The organism is Vibrio sp. D404a (genome assembly GCF_030248535.1).
Taxonomy (GTDB): Bacteria; Pseudomonadota; Gammaproteobacteria; order Enterobacterales; family Vibrionaceae; genus Vibrio.
Window position 1 is genome coordinate 176,984 of the sequence record NZ_JAHGAJ010000016.1, and the last position, 21,452, is coordinate 198,435.

Here is a 21,452-nt window from a genome sequence, read left to right on the forward strand (position 1 = left end):
CAATACTGAAAAACAAAAAAGCCCATCGTAGTGATGGGCTTTCGTCTATTCAAAAGGGTGAGTTAACTTACTCTACTGTTACCGCTTTCGCTAGGTTACGAGGTTGGTCAACGTCAGTACCTTTGATTAGCGCTACGTGGTACGACAGTAGCTGCATTGGTACTGTGTAGTAGATAGGTGCTGTCACTTCGTTTACGTGAGGCACCTTGATGATCTTCATGTTCTCATCGCTTTCAAAGCCAGCCGCTTCGTCTGCAAATACGTAAAGCAGACCGCCACGTGCACGTACTTCTTCTACATTCGATTTCAGCTTCTCAAGTAGGTCGTTACTTGGTGCAATAACCACTACTGGCATATCCGCATCAATCAGAGCCAGAGGACCGTGCTTAAGCTCACCTGCTGCGTATGCTTCAGCGTGGATGTAAGAGATCTCTTTCAGTTTTAGAGACGCTTCCATCGCAATTGGGTAGTACTCACCACGACCTAGGAATAGAGTATGGTGCTTATCAGCAAAGTCTGTCGCTAGTGCTTCGATCTCTTTGTCGAATGCCAGCGCTTTCTCGATATCTGTTGGCAACTGGTGAAGAGCTTGAACGATTTCCGTTTCTTTTGCTTGATCAATACGGCCTTGTAGGCGACCAATTGATGTCACCATCATCAGCATTGCTGCTAGTTGAGTTGTGAAAGCCTTAGTTGAAGCAACACCAATCTCTGTGCCCGCGCGAGTCATGAATGCAAAATCAGATTCACGAACCAAAGAAGAACCCGCTACGTTACAGATAGTCATCGCAGACATGTAGCCTTTCTCTTTCGCAAGACGAAGTGCTGCTAGTGTATCTGCCGTCTCACCAGATTGAGACAGAGTCACAAGTAGGCTGTTTGGACGAACAACGAAGTCACGGTAACGGAACTCAGACGCGATTTCTACGTCACAGCTTACGCCAGCTAGAGACTCAAACCAGTAGCGCGCAGCCATGCCTGAGTTGTAAGACGTACCACAAGCGATGATTTGAACGTGTTCAACCTTGCTAAGGATCTCTTCAGCTTTTACGCCAATCGCATTAGTGATAACAGAAGTATCAGAGATACGACCTTCCATTGTGTTGATCAGCGCTGTTGGCTGTTCAAAGATTTCTTTTTGCATGAAGTGACGGTATTTACCTTTGTCACCTGCATCGTGCTCTGCGTTAGATTCAACGATTTCACGCTCAATACGCTCACCGCTTGCGTCAAACACAGTCACTTCACGACGAGTCACTTCAGCCACGTCACCCTCTTCTAGGTACATAAAGCGGCGTGTTACGCTAAGCAATGCAAGTTGGTCAGAGGCTAGGAAGTTTTCGCCAACACCAAAGCCGATTACGATTGGGCTACCAGAGCGAGCCACAACGATACGAGAAGGATCTTTGCGATCAACAGCTACTGTGCCGTATGCACCATCAAGTTGCTTCGCTGTCTTCTGTAGAGCTTCAACAAGAGAATCAGAAGTACGCAGTTCCCACTCAACAAGGTGAGCAATAACTTCGGTATCTGTTTGAGATGTGAATTCGTAGCCACGACCTTGAAGAAGCGTACGCAGCTCTTCATGGTTTTCGATGATGCCGTTGTGAACAACCGCGATATCACCAGACATGTGTGGGTGAGCGTTCGCTTCAGAAGGTTCGCCATGTGTTGCCCAACGAGTGTGAGCGATACCCGTACCACCGATCACTTGTTGCGCTTCAACCGCGTCTGCTAGCTCTTGTACTTTGCCTAGGCGACGTACACGAGTTAGGTTGGATTCGCTATCAACAACTGCGACACCAGCAGAGTCGTAACCACGGTACTCAAGACGGCGTAGGCCCTCTACTAAAATTTCTGCTACGTCACGTTGTGCTACTGCACCAACAATTCCACACATAATGTTACTCCATCAATTTTTGGTTATTCCTATTTGGCAGCAAGCAAAGGCCATGTCTCATTGAGATCAATTATAGGAAGTAAAATGCATATAATTAAAATTTGGTTTCTATACTGGCTCGGTGAGAATCACACGTACACCTTGAGACTCAATACTCTGTTTGGCTTCTTCGGCCAGTTCTGTATCGGTGATCAGGATATCGATGTGCTCCCAAGACAGCTCAAGATTCGGGATCTTTCGGCCGACTTTCTCAGACTCAGCCATCACCACAACTTCGCGCGATACCTCGGCCATGACCTTGCTTAACCCCACCAACTCATTAAAGGTCGTGGTGCCTCTATCAAGGTCGATGCCATCGGCACCAATAAACAGCTGATCGAAGTCGTAAGCACGCAGTACTGATTCGGCGACTTGCCCTTGGAATGAATCTGAATGTGTATCCCAAGTACCACCTGTCATCAGTAGTGTCGGTTCGCTCTCTAGTTCATTAAGGGCATTTGCAACATGCAACGAGTTGGTCATCACCACCAAGCCACGTTTGCTATTAAGCTGCTCAATGAGAGCTCCAGTTGTGCTTCCGCTATCGATCACAATGCGGTTATGGTCGCGAATTAGGTCTGCCGCGGCTTTTGCTAGAGAAAGCTTTCGAGTCGAAACTTTTTGACCTATCTCGTCATTCACAACTTCTTTCGGTAATGAAACAGCACCGCCATATCGGCGCAAAAGCTGACCATTTTTCTCTAAAGACGCCAAGTCCTTTCTAATTGTGACTTCTGAGGTTTCAAACTTAGCGGACAATTCATCAACACTAACCTCGCCTTTCTCGTTAACTAGGTTAGAAATTGCGTGTCTTCTGAGCTGAGTGTTTCGTTTCGACATTTAAAAAAGAGCCATAAGTTTCGATATGAAAGATATTATAGTTACATCGAAACCATTTAGTCCATTTATTTCGATCCAAAAAATTAATAAATAGCGCAAAAACCTTGTCCTAAGACAATTGTTAAGCAGTGATATTGAGTTCATTCGGTGGTAGAATCCGCACCCGAAAAGAAAAAAAATTACAAAAATGACCGTTATTTTTCTGCAACTTTCACCTGATATATTGGGGTAAGTCACAGAAAACCGATGTTGAATCAAAATCATTTGGTCATAAAATGACTAAAATTGATGAAAGACTTACAACTCTGAAGGGCAATTGATAATCCCCTCTATTATCGCAGCAGGCACAAAATGCTGACGAAATGGGTAGGCCGCTTCAGAAAACAGATAAATTTCAATTTGTAACAAAACTTACCGGAGAGTACCTTCCATGAAAAAGACCAAAATCGTATGTACGATTGGCCCTAAAACTGAATCTGTAGAGAAGCTAACTGAACTAGTAAACGCAGGCATGAACGTTATGCGTCTTAACTTCTCTCACGGTGACTACGCAGAGCACGGCACTCGTATTGCGAACTTCCGCGAAGTAATGGACAAAGTAGGTAAGCAACTGGCTATCCTTCTTGATACTAAAGGTCCAGAGATCCGTACTATCAAGCTAGAAGGCGGCAACGACGTAGATCTAGTAGCTGGTCAAGAATTCACTTTCACAACTGACACTTCAGTTGTAGGTAACAAAGAGACTGTAGCGGTAACTTACGCTGGTTTCGCTGCTGACCTAAACGCGGGTAACACAATCCTAGTAGATGACGGCCTAATCGAAATGGAAGTTATCTCTACTACTGAGACTGAAGTTAAGTGTAAAGTTCTTAACAACGGCGCACTAGGCGAAAACAAAGGTGTTAACCTTCCTGGCGTTTCTGTTCAACTTCCAGCTCTATCTGAAAAAGATAAGAACGACCTTAAGTTTGGTTGTGAGCAAGGCGTTGACTTCGTTGCTGCTTCTTTCATCCGTAAAGCATCTGACGTTAAAGAAATCCGTGAGATCCTAGACGCGAACGGCGGTTCTGACATCCACATCATCTCTAAGATCGAAAACCAAGAAGGTGTTGATAACTTCGACGAGATCCTAGAGCTTTCTGACGGCATCATGGTTGCTCGTGGTGACCTAGGTGTTGAAATCCCAGCTGAAGAAGTAATCTTCGCTCAGAAAATGATGATCGAGAAGTGTAACCGTGCACGTAAGATGGTTATCACAGCAACTCAAATGCTTGATTCTATGATCAACAACCCACGTCCAACTCGTGCAGAAGCGGGCGACGTTGCGAACGCAATCATGGACGGTACTGATGCTGTAATGCTTTCTGGTGAAACTGCTAAAGGTAAGTACCCAGTTGAAGCGGTAACTATCATGGCGCAAATCGCTAACCGTACTGACGGCGCACTTAAAGCTGAACTAGGTTCTCGCCTAGACAGCCCACGCCTACGTATCACTGAAGCAGTATGTAAAGGTGCAGTAGACACAGCTGAGAAGCTAGCTGCTCCACTAATCATCGTTGCTACTGAAGGCGGTAAGTCTGCACGTTCTGTACGTAAGTACTTCCCAACTGCAAGCATCATCGCTCTAACAACAAACAAGAAGACTGCAGCGCAACTAGTTCTTACTAAAGGTGTTCGCCCAGTTCTTGTTGATTCAATCGACAGCACTGACGCTTTCTACAAAATGGGTAAAGAGTATGCTCTTGAAGCTGATTTTGGTAAGAAAGGTGACATCGTAGTTATGGTTTCTGGTGCTCTAGTAGCTTCAGGCACAACGAACACTGCGTCTGTACACGTTCTATAAGACTGACGAATTCAATCATCAGTTAAATAAAAAAGAGGGCTTCGGCCCTCTTTTTTTATATATTACATCTTGCCCTCATAATCAGTACGCTGTATTATCAACCCAACAATAGAACTGCGTACTGTTAATTCTCTCCTTAGGTAATTCGAATTAACAGTCTAAGAATTCAAATTACATGAGGTTGCACAATGTCTAGCCCTACTCTCACCGATAAAGTATCAAAGATGATTCGCCAAGATATTCTCAACGGTGAATTACGCCCGGGTCAGAAACTGGTCGTGGCTGACCTAAAACAGAAATACAATGTTGGCGCATCACCAATTCGTGAAGCCTTGGTTCAACTTTCTTGGAGCAAGTACGTAACGCTTGAGCCACAAAAAGGATGCTGGGTAGCCCCTGTCTCTAAGAAAGAGCTTAATGACCTTTACGAGAGCCTACGCGTTGTCTCTTCTGTATTGCTGAAAAAAGCAATCGCTACCGGTGACGAAAGCTGGGAGCTAGAAGTACTGACTTCGTACCACAAGCTATCTCGCATCAATAACATCGCTGAAGAGTTCAATGGTGCAGAATGGGAAGAGCGCCACCAGCAATTCCACGTAGCACTATTAGAAGGCGCAGATTCAAAGAACATGTTTGAGTTCTTTAGTGATCTCATCAACCAAGTGAAGCGCTACCGTTTCCTTGCACTTTCAGAAGGCCAAGATTCAGAAGCGCTGTTTAATATCGACGAGCACGAGATGATCATGAAGCTGGTATTGTCGAAGAATGCAGAGCAAGCGACTGAGTTGCTTGACCAACACTTGATGGGTTCAATGAAGCGTATCGAGCGTGTTATCGAAGCGGCTTAGACCTGTAATTTAGGATTAGCAGCAAATAAAAAAACGGAGCCTAATGCTCCGTTTTTTCGATTTACCAGCCAAAGAACTCTTTATGATGAGTATTTAGTAGTAATACCATTGGCAAGAAATAAAGTGCACTGAGTTTAAAACCAAGGATCACCAATGTGCCTATGGTTAATCTCACTAAAAAATCGACAAACATACCACGCCTCTTTTAACCAGACAGTATGAATCCCTAACTCTCGCTCTTACTAACCTAATTCTACTGGTAAAAGTCGATGAAACTGAGCAGCTGAATTAAGTTAACGTTGTCATCCCTTTTTGAGATCTGGTCGCTCAAAAAGAGTCAGTACAGCACTAACTCTACGAAGCAAGGTAGTTTACTTATTGTTCAGTTTAGCTCAAATTTGAGTACAAATTAGACTTTAGTCTAACTGTACAAATATTGTGACGAAGATCTCTCAAAGATAAGACAGAGTGATTTCCAGTGGAGGGAGGTGACAACGCAAAGTGATCTTTTTAGCTAAGCAACGTCCGCCTGACTTGAGCAGATAGAGATGGTGTTGCGCCCTGATGATTTCGACTCATAAAGACCGATATCCGCACACTTGTATGAGTGAGTGCTATTGCCTGTCAGATCGGTATAACCAATGCTGACAGTGACCTTAGTACCACCAGAGAGTTGTACCTCAATTCGCAAGCGATCAAGCACGCGTCGCGCTTCTGCTGTAGAAGTATGAGGCATCAAAATGGCAAACTCTTCACCGCCGACACGGGCAACAAAGTCTGTGGTTCTCAGGCTCTCTTGGAGTATCGCCGCAACTCGAGCGATCACGCGATCCCCCTCATCGTGGCCTAACTCGTCATTGATGCGCTTAAAATTGTCGATATCAATTAGGGCTAAGCAGATTTGAGAATCGCCTGGGTAGCGCTCAACCATTCGAGAGTAGTACGCTAGCTGCTCCTCAAACTTGCGACGGTTCCAAAGTTTGCTGAGAGAATCTCTCTCACTTAGGATTCGAAGCCTCACTTCAAGCTCTTTGCGCACCGTAATGTCGACCAGCGAAGTAATAAAGTAACTCACCTTACCAGAGCTACTCTTCACCGCCTGAACTCGCATAATCGCGGTGAAAGGAATACGAAGCTTACTCTTACAGCTGACTTCCCCTTCCCATAAGTCATGCTCCTCAAGGTGAGCCCATATGGTTTCGGCGGTATGAGCCTGCTCACTGTTTTCAAGCAGCAGCTGCAGCGCATTTTTTCCATCGACCTGCGATTTACTGTAGCCGGTCATGTTCTCAAACTCGTTGTTAGTCATGATGGTGCGATGCTGCTTGTCTGAGATCATCACCGCTGACATGCCATTCAATGCAGCACGAGCTAATTTACTCTCCAGGTTGCGACGGCGGTAATGGGTAACCAGATATGCCAACGGGAACGCAAACACCATCACGGTGAAGAACACGATTAGCTGCTCTTGAGCTAGGTCGTTAAGGTCGCGCTCTGCTCGCTCTAGTAGCTGTGCAGAGTTCAACTGGATAATCAGATGCATTCTCTGCTGCTGGGCAAGATCAACTGTGTTGAAAGCGAATAGATTGCCATCTTCGAACACATAGCCCATGCGCTCAGACGAGAGTGCTTGCCAGGTCTTTGGTGCGATTTGAGCTAGGTTGAATCCTTTACGCTCTGGAATAGAGTCGCCAAACAGTTTGCTCTTGTTTTGGCTAGCAATGTAGTAGCCGTATTGATTCACCACCTCCGCACGGAAGTCGAAATCAGGAGAGAAGTTTAAACGCGAAGCTAATCCCCAAACATCGAGGTTTATCACCAGATAACCGACGCGGTGCTCTGGCGTCTGAACAGGCGTGATCACGCGCAGCACGGGTGTGTATGGGTAAGAGATCTCACCGTATTCGGTTTCCAACTCAATTCCCCAACCACCAATCTCCTCCTCTTCCAGAGTTTGAGCGTAATGGAAGTAGCTGTAATCCGATTTATCTTGTAGGTCTTTAGGCAGAGTGACAGCACCAGTTCGTGAGGCATAGTTGACTCTGACCCTCTCATGACCGTCGATATCAAGTAGATGGATCTGGGTGTACCATTTTTGGTTAACCAACACCGACTGCCACACTTCTTCCAAGAGATTCTGATTTTCTGGAGAAGGTGATGTTGCGAAGTCGACTAGGCTTTGACTGTGGCTAAGCAGTTGCATCATAGAGACCAACTGATCTTTCAGTACGTTGTAGTCTCGCTCAGCATAGACAAGTTGATGAAGTGCTTGTTTCGCAGTGCGTTGGTAGCTCTGCTTTTTGACATCTTGATAGCGCTGCTGGTAATACAATCCAATAGCTGCACAAAAGGTGACGCAAATAACGAGAAGCGTAGCGATTGTTTTTTTATTTCTCATTAGTTGCTCAAAATAGGATAAATATGGCGAGAATTATATCATTGTTATCAATTAACAAAATAAAAAAGCCGCACTTAATGCGGCTTTTTATCATACAATTTGCTTAAGCTTTCAGAGAGCGCTCGCCTCGAGCAATCCCGACTACGCCACTGCGCGCCACTTCAAGCACCTCAGTCACTTCAGAGAGCGCCTGAATAAATGCATCCAGTTTCTCGCTGGTACCTGCCATCTGTACCGTATACTGAGAAGCGGTGACATCCACGATCTGGCCACGGAAGATATCCGCTGTGCGTTTCACTTCTGCACGAGCAAAACCGCTCGCACGCACCTTAACCATCAGCAGTTCGCGCTCAATATGATCCAACTCTGAAACTTCTTGAACCTTAAGTACATCGATCAATTTGTGCAGCTGCTTTTGAATCTGCTCCAGTTGCATCTCATTCGAATTGGTTGTCACGTTTAGGCGTGAAAGCGTTGGATCATCTGTCGGAGATACGTTGAGCGATTCAATGTTGTAACCACGTTGAGAAAACAAGCCAACCACTCGAGACAAGGCGCCCGGTTGGTTTTCCATTAACAGCGAAATAATGTGTCTCATACTATGTTCTCTCCGTTTTGCTTAGCCACATGTTATCCATACCCTCGCCTTTGATCTGCATTGGGTATACGTGCTCGGTATCGTCAACGCTGATATCAACAAACACTAGACGATCTTTCATTGCCATTGCTTTCTCTAAACCTGACTCTAATTCGTCTGGAGAAGAGATACGCATACCTACGTGACCGTACGCTTCTGCGATAGCCGCAAAGTCTGGCACAGAGTCCATGTATGAGTTCGAGTGACGGCCTTGGTAAACAATGTCTTGCCACTGTTTCACCATGCCTAAGAAACGGTTGTTCAGGTTAATGATCTTAACCGGAATATTGTATTGCAGCGCCGTCGACAGCTCTTGAATATTCATCTGAATACTGCCATCGCCCGTTACTACAACCACTTCTTCATCGGGTTTAGCAAACTTAACACCCATGCCCGCAGGTAGACCAAAGCCCATGGTACCTAAACCACCAGAGTTGATCCAACGACGTGGCTTGTTGAATGGGTAGTACAACGCAGCAAACATCTGGTGCTGACCTACATCAGAGGCAACGTAAGCATCACCATTGGTGACTTTGTGTAGAGTCTCGATAACCTGTTGCGGTTTAATACGCTCAGGTGATTTTTCGTAAGCTAAACAGTCACGCTCTTGCCAGCCTTTAATTTCAGCCCACCACGCATCTAGCGCTTCAGCATCATTCGTACCGCCCTGCTCAATCAGCAGATTAACCATGCTTTCAAGTACGCGCTCAGCCGAGCCTACAATCGGTAGGTCTACTTTTACGTTCTTAGAGATCGACGATGGATCGATATCGATATGCATGATCTTGGCGTTTGGACAGTACTTCTCAAGGTTGTTGGTTGTACGATCATCAAAACGAACACCGACACCAAAAATTAGGTCTGCGTTGTGCATCGCCATGTTGGCTTCGTATAAGCCATGCATACCAAGCATACCGAGAGAGTTTTTATGTGTCCCTGGGAAGGCACCTAGTCCCATCAGTGTGCTAACCACGGGTAGATTAAGTGCTTCGGCAAGCTTAAGCAGTTGCTTGTCAGCTTCAGAGATAACCGCACCACCGCCAACATAAAGAACGGGCTTTTTCGCCTCAAGCAGCGCTTTAAGTGCTTTTTTGATTTGCCCTTTATGCCCCGTTACCGTCGGGTTATACGAACGCATCTTGATGGTTTCTGGGTACTGGTATGGCAGCTTAATTTGTGGATTAAGTACATCTTTAGGAAGGTCAATCACAACCGGACCCGGTCGACCTGTAGTCGAGATATAGAAAGCTTTTTTCACGATCTCTGGGATATCTTCGGCTTTCTTCACCAAGAAGCTATGTTTTACGATCGGGCGAGATACACCCACGATGTCACACTCTTGGAAGGCATCATTACCAATCAGGTTGTTCGGCACGTTACCGGAAATAACGATCATTGGGATCGAGTCCATATACGCAGTCGCAATACCCGTTACAGTATTGGTGGCACCAGGGCCAGAACATACCAGAACCACACCTGGCTTACCGGTTGAGCGCGTATAGCCATCAGCCATATGCGTTGCCGCTTGCTCGTGTCGTACTAATACGTGTTTAATCTTGTCTGTTTTTGCGTGTAGGGCATCGTAGATATCCAAAACGGAACCGCCTGGATAACCAAAGATCTGCTCAACCCCTTCTTCAATTAGGGACTGAACCACCATTTCCGCACCGGATAATTGGGCGCACTCTGGCTTCGTTGTCATATTGCTCTCCTTTCCAGGATCCCGTCAGTTGGGTAAGCTGAAGGGGCTGGTTTTTACATAGTCTAGGTCTTATTCGTAGCCTAATTCGAAATACTTCCACTTTTTCGGCTATGACTGCTCGTCGTGATAACAATAAGCAGTGGTACGAAACAACTGTAACGTTTTATTATCAACTGGTCTAACACCCTTCTACGGTCAATAATTCGATATAACCATGTTTTAGAAAAAAAACCTCATCTAACACCACCCCAGACCCATCAACCAGAATTTATCACCACAAACTACCCACAAAAAGATTCTAAATATTTCATAATCCATCTTTTTTCAGTGCGAACACCACGCTATAGATGTGCTCTCACGCACATTTACCTGATGTCATGACGTAAAAAATCCCCCTAGTCACCTTGATGTATGACTAGGGGGATTTTTAAACAACTAAAAAGTTAACTTAGATAAATCTACTTATCTTTCGACTTTTCAGTGTACATTTCTTCGATTTCGTCTTGATACTTATCGTTAATCACTTTACGACGCAATTTCTGAGTTGGAGTCAGCTCGCCATCATCCATAGAAAAAGCCTTCGGTAATAGCTTGAATTTCTTAACTTGCTCAAACTTAGCCAGCTCTTGTTGTAGGTCGTTAACGCGCTTCTCTAGCATCTCAACGATCTGATGGTGCTTAATCAGCTCAACGCGATCGTGGTACTTGATGTTAAGCTCTTTTGCATACTCTTCCAGTGAGTCGTAGCACGGTACAATCAAGGCAGAAACGAATTTACGAGTGTCAGCTATTACCGCAATTTGCTCGATAAAGTGATCTTTACCAATCGCACCTTCAACGACTTGTGGTGCAATGTACTTACCACCAGAGGTTTTCATCAACTCTTTGATACGGTCGGTAATGAACAGGTTACCGTTCTCATCGAAGTGGCCCGCATCACCGGTTTTTAGGAAGCCATGCTCATCAAACGTCTTCGCCGTCTCTTCTGGCATTTTGTAGTAGCCGCGCATCACCATTGGGCCACGCACTAAAATCTCGTTCTGCTCACCGATCTTCACTTCGGCGCCCGGCATCGACATACCGATAGAATCTGGGTTGAAACAGCGATCATCCCAACATGAAACCGTTGCTGTGGTTTCTGTCATGCCGTAGCCCAGCTTCACGTTGATACCAATCGCATGGAAGAAGCGACCGATGGTTTCATCCAGCTTAGCACCACCACAAGGCATGAAATTGATATTGCCGCCTAACAGCGCACGCAGTTTAGAGAGTACTAGCTTATCTGCTAATGCATGGCTTTTCTTCAGCATCAACGAAGGTGTACGACCCTCTTGGTGACATGCCGCCAGTTTCGCGCCCATGTTCACAGCCCAAGTAAAGAGCACCTTGCGAATGAATGGTGCCTTTGACACTTTTTCATGGATCGCAGAGAAGATTTTCTCGTAGAAGCGAGGAACCGCACACATCACGGTTGGTTTCACGTCACTCAGTGCATCACGTACTTGCATGGTGTCTTGCAGGTAGCAGTTGGTTGCACCTTTATAGAGGACATAAAAAGTCCAAGCGCGCTCAAACACGTGTGACAGTGGTAGGAAACACAAAGAGACATCATCTTTACTCAGGCTTAAACGCTCATCGTGACCTTCAAGCTGAGAGCCGATGTTAGCGTAGTCCAGCATTACACCTTTAGGTTGACCTGTCGTACCAGAGGTGTAGATAAGCGTCAGCAGGTCATCCATATTGGCATCGGCAAGGCGTGATTCAAGCTCAGCTTGTTGAGCCTCTTCACCACGTGCTATGAATTCCTGCCAAGAGATAGCAAAATCATGACCTTGAGTATCGATGTCATCTGACATCGCAACGATAATTTCTAACTGTTCGCACTCGTCAAAAAGGCTAATTGCCGCATCAAATTGTGGCTGTTCACCAACAAAAAGAACTTTAACGTCTGCGTTCTGAATAATGTAAGAAGACTGCGCTGCAGTGTTCGTTGGGTAGATCGGTACAGTTACAAGGCGAGCTTGTAGGGATGCAAAGTCTGCCACAGTCCATTGAGGCATGTTATTTGAGTAGATACCGATTTTATCTTGGATTCTCAGTCCTTGAGCCAATAGTGCGAGTGAAAGCTTATCGATCTGTTCACCAAATTGCTGCCAGCTAATGCCTTGCCATACATCATTGACTTTATGCTTTAAAGCCGTACGGTTGCCGCCTTGAGCAATCTGCTCGCGAAGTCGTTTTACGATATGAAAATCTAAATTGGCCATCTCTTTACCTTTGGCTTACACCTGTAAGCTTTTTTGAGCGCACAAGTGTACCTTTGATCATAAAAAAGGCAACTGATGGAGCTCAAAGTTATCAGTAATAGTACATCTAACTCTAAAAAATAAACGATGCTGATCTTGCCCGAATAAAAAAGCCCCAAACTAGCACGCTAGCTTAGGGCTTATAAATCAAGGTGTTCAGCGATTAGTCAAGAGCAACCACTTCGCCACAGATCATCATTAGCTGATCTCGTAACCAAATGTGTCCTTTGTCTTTCTCGCTTGATTCGTGCCAGCTTAGGAAGCCAGAGATTGCCGCATTATCGAATGGGAAATCTAGAATCTGTAGCTGCTCTTTATTTGCAGCGTGCTCAACCATCCAACGTGGTGCAATAGTTACTAGCTCAGACTGACCCACAACGTACAGTACGTTGCTTAGGCTTGTACCTTCGTAGTAAGGCATGCAATCTAGGTCACGGTACGCTTGCTCAGAGAAGCTGCGTTGGCCGTGGATGCGAGACAGTTTCGCGTGCTTCTCTTCTAGAAGCTCTGCCGCCGTTACTGAACCGTTGATGCGAGGGTGTGAAGCTGAAGCCACAACCACTAGCTCGTCTTGGAAGATTTCTGTGCTTGAGAAACCTTGCTCGTCAAAACGTGCGTAATCGATAACGAAGTCGATCTCTTGGTAACGCATGCGCTCTGAAAGCTGACGGTCAAACTCAGCGTCCATGTGCAGTTGAACACTTGGTGCAAGTTCGTTGATCGTCGACATAATCTTAGGTGCAAAACGCATATCACAAGGGCTGCAAATCGCTAGCTTGAATAGGCGAGAAGACGACTCTGGAGAGAATACAGAACTTGGTAGTTCGTTGCGTACCAGTTGTAGTGCTTGGCGGATTGGGCCAAACAGTTGACGAGCACGTTGAGTCGGTTGAATACCACGACCCTGACGCATAAATAGCTCGTCGTTAAACATCACTTTTAGACGTGCTACAGCGTTACTTACTGCAGGCTGAGACATACCCAAATTGTGCGCTGCACGGGTGATGTTTTGCTCTTGCATTACAGCGTCAAAAACAGTCAATAGGTTTAGGTCTACTCCACGAAGTGTGCTTTCCATTCGGTAGCTTGCAATAGCACTCATTGCGTCTTTTTTCTCTAACATTCAGGTTGCCTCTTGTCGGTATGACAGCGTTAAATTTGTAATAGTGTGGGAATAGATAACCACTAGTTCTTATATTTATCTGGCCGATGTGTTTCGGATAACATCTACTATTAACCAATCAATCGAACGCTACCAACAAGATTGATAAAGAATAATTTTATTTTACCTCACTGAATAATTATTAATTTAATATCAGACACTTGGTGATTTATAAAAAAACATAAAATGTCTAATTTTGGGATTTTCTTACGACTTATTTGACGGCTCAATCATTCAGTTACATTTGTTACAAATGATTGAGCCTATGAATTGATAGAGCAAGGCATTCAAAAACCTCGCCTATGAATCAAGTGATCGAAGCGTAACTTGGAAAATCAACCTTGTCCCAAAGCTGCCTTCTTAGCGTCTCCTGACAGTGCCAATTTTCCGCCAAGATCCACTCAACAATTGCACTGGCAACATCCGGATAAGAGACCATTTCAGCCTGTTTTTCACCTAACCAAGCACGCAACCCAGCAGGGTCAAGAAAGCTCATGGTTTGGGCAAGGCCTAAGGCCTCTAGCGTAGCGACGTTACTCTGTTGTTCAAACTGTCCATCCAGTGGTTTCAATAGTAGCTTTTTACCCAACGTCATCGCCTCAGAAGGAAGCTCAAAGCCACCGTTAGCAATCACACCAGAACAGGCATGTAGGTCTACTTGGAAGTTGTCATGGCTGAGCGGTTTGAACACGATGTTCTCGACGGTACGCTGCTCAATAATTTGAGGGTGATAACAGACAAACTGATGGGAGATAAACTTGACCAGTAAGTCAGTCACATCATCGAGGTCTTCAAACGGCAGGTAAACCAAGCTGAATTCAGAACCGCTATCGGTATAGGTTCGCTTCTCATGCTCTGTAAGCGTATGGACAATTGGCGGCAAGATCGGTTGTTCAAAATGGTACCAGTGCAATCCAATGTAGTGCTCGGTCGGTGCAAAGTGTTGGATCACCGAATGCTCTATCCAGTTGCCTCCCTTCTTCGGCACATCATAGCGAAATGCGTTCTGATGACTAATGCCAATACACGGCACCTTCTGTCTCTTCGCCGCCCACGCGGAAACAGGTTCAAAGTCGTTCAAGACCAGATCATATCGAGACAAATCGAGCTCTGCGATTTCACGACGAAAACGCCAAAGGTTGTTTTTTAGGAATGTTTTGCCGTATTTGACCTGCCCTTGCTCGCTAAAGAAGGTTAAGCCATGACGCGTCTGATAATCACCAAACGCCTCCATTGAGAAGTACTTATCCCCCTCTCGGCCTGAGAATAAGAAATCGACATCGACATTCTTTGCTTTCAATGCATTTGCCATAGCACGGGCACGCGCAATATGGCCGTTCCCTGTGCCTTGTACACCATAGAGTATTTTCATGTTCGGTCCTTGTTAGACTCTTGAATTGGAATGTTTTCCTGAAAGGGTTGCCTGCGAATTTAAAGCAGGCCATTAAGCGCCAAATTTGCACACGCGATACCCAGCGCGGCACCGATCAATACGTCGGTAAGAAAATGAACGCCAAGTAAAATACGTGAACCTGCTATCAAGCACGCCCATACCAAACTCAGTAGATAGACCTGCGGATAAAAATGACCAATAACGGTTGCCATTACGAAAGCAGCTGCCGAGTGACCCGATGGCAGGCTGTACTTATCGGAAGGCACAATGTAGGAGTGTAAGAATGAAGAAAACTCTGCAGGTCGGCGACGCTTGATGGTATTTTTCGCCAGCCAATAGATAGGCAGTTCGATGGCAAATGCTGCTAATCCAACCATCAGAAAAGCGCGTCCGGTTTGTTCATCGAGAAAGAGCGCCGCAATTGCAAATAGAAGATATAGGTGCCCATCGCCTGTATGGGAAATCGCTCGACTGACCTGAGCGCTCTGGTTGCTATAGCGACTCGTTAAGCAAAACACAGAAAATGCCACATCCCAGCGCACGATTGGTTCTATTGTTCTCATGTGATCCCTCAGCTCTTATCATTGCTTTGGGACTAAGTTAGAAGCTACAAATGACAATATGGTGACGATTTTGCGGATAAAAAATGAACATTTCATCCACCATATTCGCCAACCAAAAGAGAGAATTTAGACAAAAGAAAAGCGGCTCAAGGGCCGCTTTCCAATTTAGTTACCTTTATAAGGTGAGAGGCTCATGCTTCTTGACCAAACCAAAGTCGGCCAAGATGGCGTAAGCCGCCGGAATCATGAATAAAACCAGTAGCGTCGATGCAAAGATACCAAACACAATCGAGATCACCAGTGGCTGAATCACCTGAGCTTGCAAACTGGTTTCGGTCAGTAGAGGCAACAAACCAGCCGCCGTAGTCATCGAAGTTAAGAACACCGCGCGGAATCGCTCGCGACTCGCTTTCACCACCGAGTCATGCACGCTGTCCCCTTCATCAACATGGTGCCGGATGTATTGCACTAACAATATCGAATCGTTAACCACAATCCCCGCCAGCGATACAAAGCCCATCATACTCGGCATACTCAGAGCGTGTCCGAGCAACCAGTGCCCAACAACTACCCCAATAAAGGCAAGTGGGATCGCCAGCATCACCACAAAGGGTTCTAAGTAACTGCGGAACTGATAACTTAGAATAGTGAAGACACCAAACAACCCAAGCAAGAAGCCTTTACCCATAGATGCGCCCGTTTTCGCTGCATCTTTTGCTTCGCCTTCAAAGTCAAAGCGCAGCCCTGGGTATTTCTTCAACAGCTTCGGCGCTTCATCACGTTGGAACTGCGCCAAGATAGCCGACGAACTGGCCTTCTTGTTGTTCACATCACCAAAGATGCTGATGGTGCGCAGGCCATCAATGCGCTGGATTCTCACATAGTTTCGCTGAAAATCGAGCGTTGCCAGTGTTGCCAACGGGATCTGACTGCCGTCAGACGTAATGATTGGAAAGTTCGCCAGCTGTTGCACATCGCCCGCTTGCTGCTTGTCCAGACGTACCTCTATTGCGATGTTTTCAACTCCAACCTGAATCTCATCCGCGGTTTGCCCAAAGAACGCAGCACGCAACTGAGAAGCGATCATCTGCCCGTTGACGTTGTAGGTTTCTGCGCCCGGTCTCAGCTTAACCAAGATCTCCTCTTTACCCATGCGCATGTCATCAAGCACGCCATGCACACCATCAAATTGATTAAGGTACTCTTGGATATCAATAGAGGCTGCTTTCAGGGCTTGTAAGTCATCGTGCTTGGCGCGAATCTCAATCGCCCGACCACCCGGCCCAACTGTTGTTTGCTTAAACACCAATGAAATGGGATCGGCTAACTCACCAACATCATCACGCCACGCATCGATAAAATCATCAATAATAGTATTGCGACTTTCTGCCCCACGCAGATCAAGACGGACGGTTGCTAGATGCGGCCCAGATTCATTGGCATCTGCATTAGCATTAAATTGGCTGGTGATGTGCTCGACTAAGGTGTTGCCATCCTCGACCTCATCACTCCAACGCACATTCAGGCGTTCAGCTGAAGCCACAATATGTTCAACCACACGCTCGGTCTGCGCCAAAGATGCCCCCGGAGGCAAAATCACTCGTGCCTCGGCGATATCACCATCTAACTCGGGGAACGGCTGGAATTTCACTACGCCACCCGCAATAAGCGCAATCGAGAGCAGCAACAGGCTCACCACGCCTCCCATAAAGGCGTAGCGGAAAGAGACCACCTTCTCAACCATCACCATCAGGGTGGTGTTACGGAAGTTCTCAAACTTTTCCAGTAGTACCACTTTGAAACGCAGCGCCGGTTTCTCCTGCTTCTCTTTATGTAGAGAGTGCGAGAGGTGATTGGGCAGAATCAAAAATGCCTCGATTAAGCTCAATGAAAGTACCAGTATCAGAACCTGTGGCACAGCTTTAAGCACGGCACCCATTTCGCCATCTAAGAACAGCAGACTACCAAAGATACATACCGTGGTTAGAAAAGAAGACAGCACCCCGGGCAGAACCTTTTTCACCCCGTTGTAAACGGCATCGTCCACCTTTTGGCCCCGATCAAGATGCGATGCGATCGACTCTGCAATCACGATCGCATCATCCATCATGATACCGATCGCCATTAACAGCCCCACCAGCGACATGATGTTGATCGACAGACCGAGATTCGCCATCAAGAATAGACCACCAAGGAAGGCGACCGGCAGACCGGCGGCAACCCAGAATGAGTAACGCAAGCTGAAGAACAACCACATGGTCGCAAATACTAACGCGATACCCTGCCAACCATTACGCACCATCATGGTCAGACGGTCCCAAAGCACTGACGACAAATCATTGGTCAATTGTAATGTCACGCCGTCAGGGGCAATTGCACTCTGATCTTCGACAAATTGAGTAACACGTTCTTTGATACGCAGTGCGTCGTCTTCTTTGTTCTTACTGACTTTTAGCAGCGCCGATGGCTTACCATCAAACAATACCTTCTGTTCATCCAACTCAAAACGGTCGGTGATCACAGCAATATCTCGAAGACGAATAACAGAGCCGTTGGGCGCAGAGCCAACCACAATGCTTTCTAGTTCCAGTGGCGTCACTCGACGTTCGTCAAAACGAATCAAAAAGTTCTTATCGGGTGTTTCCACATTACCACTCGGCAGCTTGACGTTTTGACGCCCAATCTGCTCTGCGATGTCATTAACGGTAAGTCCCAGTTGACGAATTGCTTGCGTATCCAACTCGACACGGTATTGATGATCCGAAAACCCGCTGACTTCTACCAAAGAGACATCATAGTCAAGCTTCATGGTTCGTTTGAGCTGTTCCGCGTATACTTTAAGCTCTGGCCATGTGGTATCGGCAGTGATTGCTACATCAACGACTGGCTCGTTCCAATCAAGCTCTTGAACTACCGGTGACTCAATCTCTGAAGGAAAGTCGTTGATTGAATCAATCTGGGTTTGAACATCCACCAGCATACGACCGATATCGGCTTTCTCATTCAGTTTGAGGATCAGACGAGCACTGCCTTCGATCGCTTCACACTGCGTTTCCTCAATGTTTGCCAAGCCATCGACGGCGTCTTCCATACGAATACATAGGCTCTCTTCCACCTCTTGTGGTGATGCACCCGGGTATACAATCCCAGCCATGATGTAGGGAGGATCATATTCAGGAAAGGTTTCACGCTTAATGGTTGAGAGTGATGTTAAGCCAAGCACTAACAACCCCAACATCAGCAGGTTGGCTGCGGTTGGATGTCGAGAGAAGAACTTGATCATGAATCACTCTCCTGCATTGGCTGCGATTCTGATTCTGCACCCGCTTCTCTGAGTAGCATGCCCTCTATCGCAGGCAGGACATCATTGAGAATAAGCTTATCGCCTTGCTTCAATTCGCCACTCACCACCACTTGATTGTCGCGGCGGTACAAGACCTCAACCTTAACCATGGTTAGACGCATCTCACTGTCCATCAGGTAAATGGTGTCACCATGCAGCGCGCGCTCAGGAACGACCCATGCTAGGTTGGATGCGCCTTCTATCTGCGCCTTAACGAACATGCCATTGACAAGTGGAGGCAGACTGTTTGGTTCTAGTTGAGAGTAATCTTGCTGAATCTCTAGGATCACGCCGGCAGTCGCTTGGTTTTCATCCACCGTTTCACTAATGCGAGCAACACGTGCTGGCCAAGCTGCATTCAAATTGCCACTATTGAGTTCAATGGTTGCTGAAATCTCAGAGGTATCAGTATTCGGGATACCCGAGTCATCACGGCTGAACTCACCCAAACTCGACGCGAGAGTTTGCATATCGTGAATCGAAAGTTGAGCTTCAACCTCCATTACATCAATGCCGTGGGCGATAAACATAGTTTGCTGTAGGTTAACCACTTGATTGGTTTCAATATCGACCTGAGCAATACGCATCGCTTTAGGCAAGGTAATGGTGGTTTTTTCAAGCGATCGCTCAGCCTCTCTGACCTTAGAGACATTTACTTTGATCACCGCTTCTGCGACACGTTTTTCATCCGGCATCAGAGCAATCTGGTTCTCGATATCCAACACCAACTTCCTTTGCGACAGCGCACTCTGCTCTTGCAAATCAACATCTGATTGGGAGGTTAGCCCTTTCTTGCGCAGATCTTGTTTACGCTTAAGCTCTTTATTGCTGATCACTAAGCGGTTCTTCTCGATCTTCAGTGTTTGATTGAGGTTCTGCTCTTCTTGGTTAAGCTTGGCCAAAGAGGTTTGGGAAGATTTAAGGTCGGCCTGTGCTTGAGTAAGCTTTAATTCGTAATCAAGGGGATCTATTTTAAGCACCTCAGTACCCGCTGGGATCACTTGTCCTTTTTCCAATTCGGGATGACGATAAACGATCTTACCGGTGACTTCTGCAATCGCTTTCCACTCCACTTTAGGCACGACTTTACCGAAACCAATCGCAAGTGGTGCCATGGCTTGAGGTTCTAGTATCTCTATTTCCACCAAACGAGCTCGATCGCCTGCAGGCTTAGTTGGTAGATCTGGCTTAAGGTTAATCGCAACCACTAAACCGACAATACCGATCGCCAGCGCCGGAAAGAACAACAACTTTTTCCCTATTTTCATTCTGTTTAATCCTGAAGGTTGGAAGTGCTTGTGGTCGCCACAAAGCCCTCACTCATTAATTTAATATTGTGCTCAATCAGACGGTTAAGGAACTCTTCATTCAGTTCGATGCCGTGCAGTGCAAGCAAAGGCGGTGGCGCGATAAACGGAAATACCATCAAGCTTATATACGATACGCGGCATAACTTGGGATCCATATCTTTGCGAAGCACTCCCTCTTCGATCAGCTTTTCAAATATCACGTCTTGAGCGGGTTTCGCGATATCAACAAAGACTTTTTCAAGCAGCTCTCGTTGGACTTCCGAAGGGGGCATATTCATGACTTGCGCTACTAGACGTGGAAATTTCGGCACCTTAGCCATCTCTTTATAGTAAGTGCGCATCAGATCGAGAAAGTTCTCGTGGCTACTCTCATCGATCAGCTTTTGCATTTGCAGCTGCATCGGTCGTAAGGTTTCTCTCAACATCGCCTCAAACAACCCCGCTTTATTACCGAAGTAATAGCGAATCATCGCAATATTGACCCCCGCTCGCTCAGCGACCAAACGTGTCGAGACTTTATCGTAAGGTTGCACGACAAACAGATCACGAGCATGCTCAATTAACAGCTGTCGAACCTCTAAATTTTTTTGCGGTCGTCCTGCTTTTCGTCCCACTCTCAATTGACCCTATAATTAATCGTTTGATTAATTATAGGGTGTTTTCTACGCATATGGAGAAGATTAATTACTCACTATTTAATCAAGTGATTAATTATCATCAAGCGCATTATATTTTTCCCGTCATTCACTCTGTAAAAAAGATTTAGTACAAAGTTATAACCTAAACATCATGCAAACGATAAACTAACCACGCAATCAAAAAGCCACAAAGCAGACATAAACACCACCAAACTAAACCAAAACAGCACAAACCAAATGAAAAAGCTCACAATGCGAGCCGATATTGGATTTTCACGTTTGACGCTCAGAATAAATTACGGTAAATATGGTGTTAACAGTTTATTTACGGATATTTGTGCCATGACGTTTTCTTTTTCTCGACTGCTGAAACTTCTCCTTATCGTGAACCAATCGCGTGGGTAAGTTGTGGGTCAAGAACTGCACAAATATTAAAACCCGCGCTAAGCGGGTTTTTTTGTAACTAAGCTCATTAAAAGAACATCATTCTCAATAATATTTTGGATAGCAATCGATACAATATCGATATA

General features: G+C 45.9%; 14 protein-coding genes. 2 read left to right on the top strand and 12 right to left on the bottom strand.

What is annotated here, in order from left to right:
• Positions 1-67 precede the first annotated feature (67 nt).
• Complete coding sequence (gene glmS, locus KI655_RS09830) at positions 68-1,900, bottom strand: glutamine--fructose-6-phosphate transaminase (isomerizing) (protein ID WP_285404223.1); 1,833 nt, start codon at positions 1,898-1,900, stop codon at positions 68-70.
• Between the two features lie 108 nt (positions 1,901-2,008).
• Positions 2,009-2,779: a DeoR/GlpR family DNA-binding transcription regulator gene (locus KI655_RS09835; RefSeq protein ID WP_285404225.1), complete on the bottom strand. Its 771-nt coding sequence runs from the start codon at positions 2,777-2,779 to the stop codon at positions 2,009-2,011.
• Positions 2,780-3,209: 430 nt separating this feature from the next.
• Between KI655_RS09835 and pykF the strand changes: the two genes are divergently transcribed.
• Together pykF and KI655_RS09845 are read left to right on the top strand one after the other, a co-directional pair.
• On the top strand, positions 3,210-4,622 hold the full coding sequence (gene pykF, locus KI655_RS09840) for a pyruvate kinase PykF (RefSeq protein ID WP_285404227.1): 1,413 nt from the start codon (positions 3,210-3,212) through the stop codon (positions 4,620-4,622).
• A 188-nt stretch (positions 4,623-4,810) separates the two neighbouring features.
• Positions 4,811-5,470 (top strand): GntR family transcriptional regulator, encoded by a 660-nt coding sequence (locus KI655_RS09845; RefSeq protein ID WP_285404229.1) that lies wholly within the window; start codon positions 4,811-4,813, stop codon positions 5,468-5,470.
• Between the two features lie 514 nt (positions 5,471-5,984).
• Here KI655_RS09845 and KI655_RS09850 read toward each other — a convergent pair.
• The 10 genes from KI655_RS09850 to KI655_RS09895 form a co-directional block, all read right to left on the bottom strand.
• Positions 5,985-7,868: a sensor domain-containing diguanylate cyclase gene (locus KI655_RS09850; protein WP_285404231.1), complete on the bottom strand. Its 1,884-nt coding sequence runs from the start codon at positions 7,866-7,868 to the stop codon at positions 5,985-5,987.
• A 103-nt stretch (positions 7,869-7,971) separates the two neighbouring features.
• Entirely contained in the window at positions 7,972-8,466 is a 495-nt protein-coding gene (ilvN, locus tag KI655_RS09855) for an acetolactate synthase small subunit (protein WP_285352336.1), read from the bottom strand.
• A 1-nt stretch (position 8,467) separates the two neighbouring features.
• The gene (locus KI655_RS09860) at positions 8,468-10,207 is read right to left on the bottom strand and encodes an acetolactate synthase 3 large subunit (RefSeq protein WP_285404234.1); all 1,740 of its coding nucleotides are present in this window, start codon (positions 10,205-10,207) and stop codon (positions 8,468-8,470) included.
• Positions 10,208-10,665: 458 nt separating this feature from the next.
• A complete protein-coding gene (locus KI655_RS09865; protein ID WP_285404236.1) occupies positions 10,666-12,474 on the bottom strand; it encodes a long-chain fatty acid--CoA ligase in 1,809 nt (602 codons plus the stop codon).
• Between the two features lie 202 nt (positions 12,475-12,676).
• Entirely contained in the window at positions 12,677-13,636 is a 960-nt protein-coding gene (gene leuO, locus KI655_RS09870) for a transcriptional regulator LeuO (RefSeq protein WP_285404237.1), read from the bottom strand.
• Positions 13,637-13,982: 346 nt separating this feature from the next.
• Positions 13,983-15,047, bottom strand: a complete 1,065-nt coding sequence (locus KI655_RS09875; protein WP_285404239.1) for an MJ1255/VC2487 family glycosyltransferase — start codon at positions 15,045-15,047, stop codon at positions 13,983-13,985.
• A gap of 59 nt (positions 15,048-15,106) precedes the next feature.
• A complete protein-coding gene (locus tag KI655_RS09880; protein WP_285404241.1) occupies positions 15,107-15,631 on the bottom strand; it encodes a phosphatase PAP2 family protein in 525 nt (174 codons plus the stop codon).
• 175 nt (positions 15,632-15,806) lie between these two features.
• On the bottom strand, positions 15,807-18,914 hold the full coding sequence (locus KI655_RS09885; protein WP_285404243.1) for an efflux RND transporter permease subunit: 3,108 nt from the start codon (positions 18,912-18,914) through the stop codon (positions 15,807-15,809).
• Entirely contained in the window at positions 18,911-20,242 is a 1,332-nt protein-coding gene (locus KI655_RS09890) for an efflux RND transporter periplasmic adaptor subunit (protein ID WP_285404245.1), read from the bottom strand. Before KI655_RS09890 ends, KI655_RS09885 begins: the two co-directional genes overlap by 4 nt.
• A 5-nt stretch (positions 20,243-20,247) precedes the next feature.
• Positions 20,248-20,904, bottom strand: coding sequence for a TetR/AcrR family transcriptional regulator (locus KI655_RS09895; protein ID WP_285404247.1), 657 nt, complete (start codon positions 20,902-20,904; stop codon positions 20,248-20,250).
• Positions 20,905-21,452: the final 548 nt, after the last annotated feature.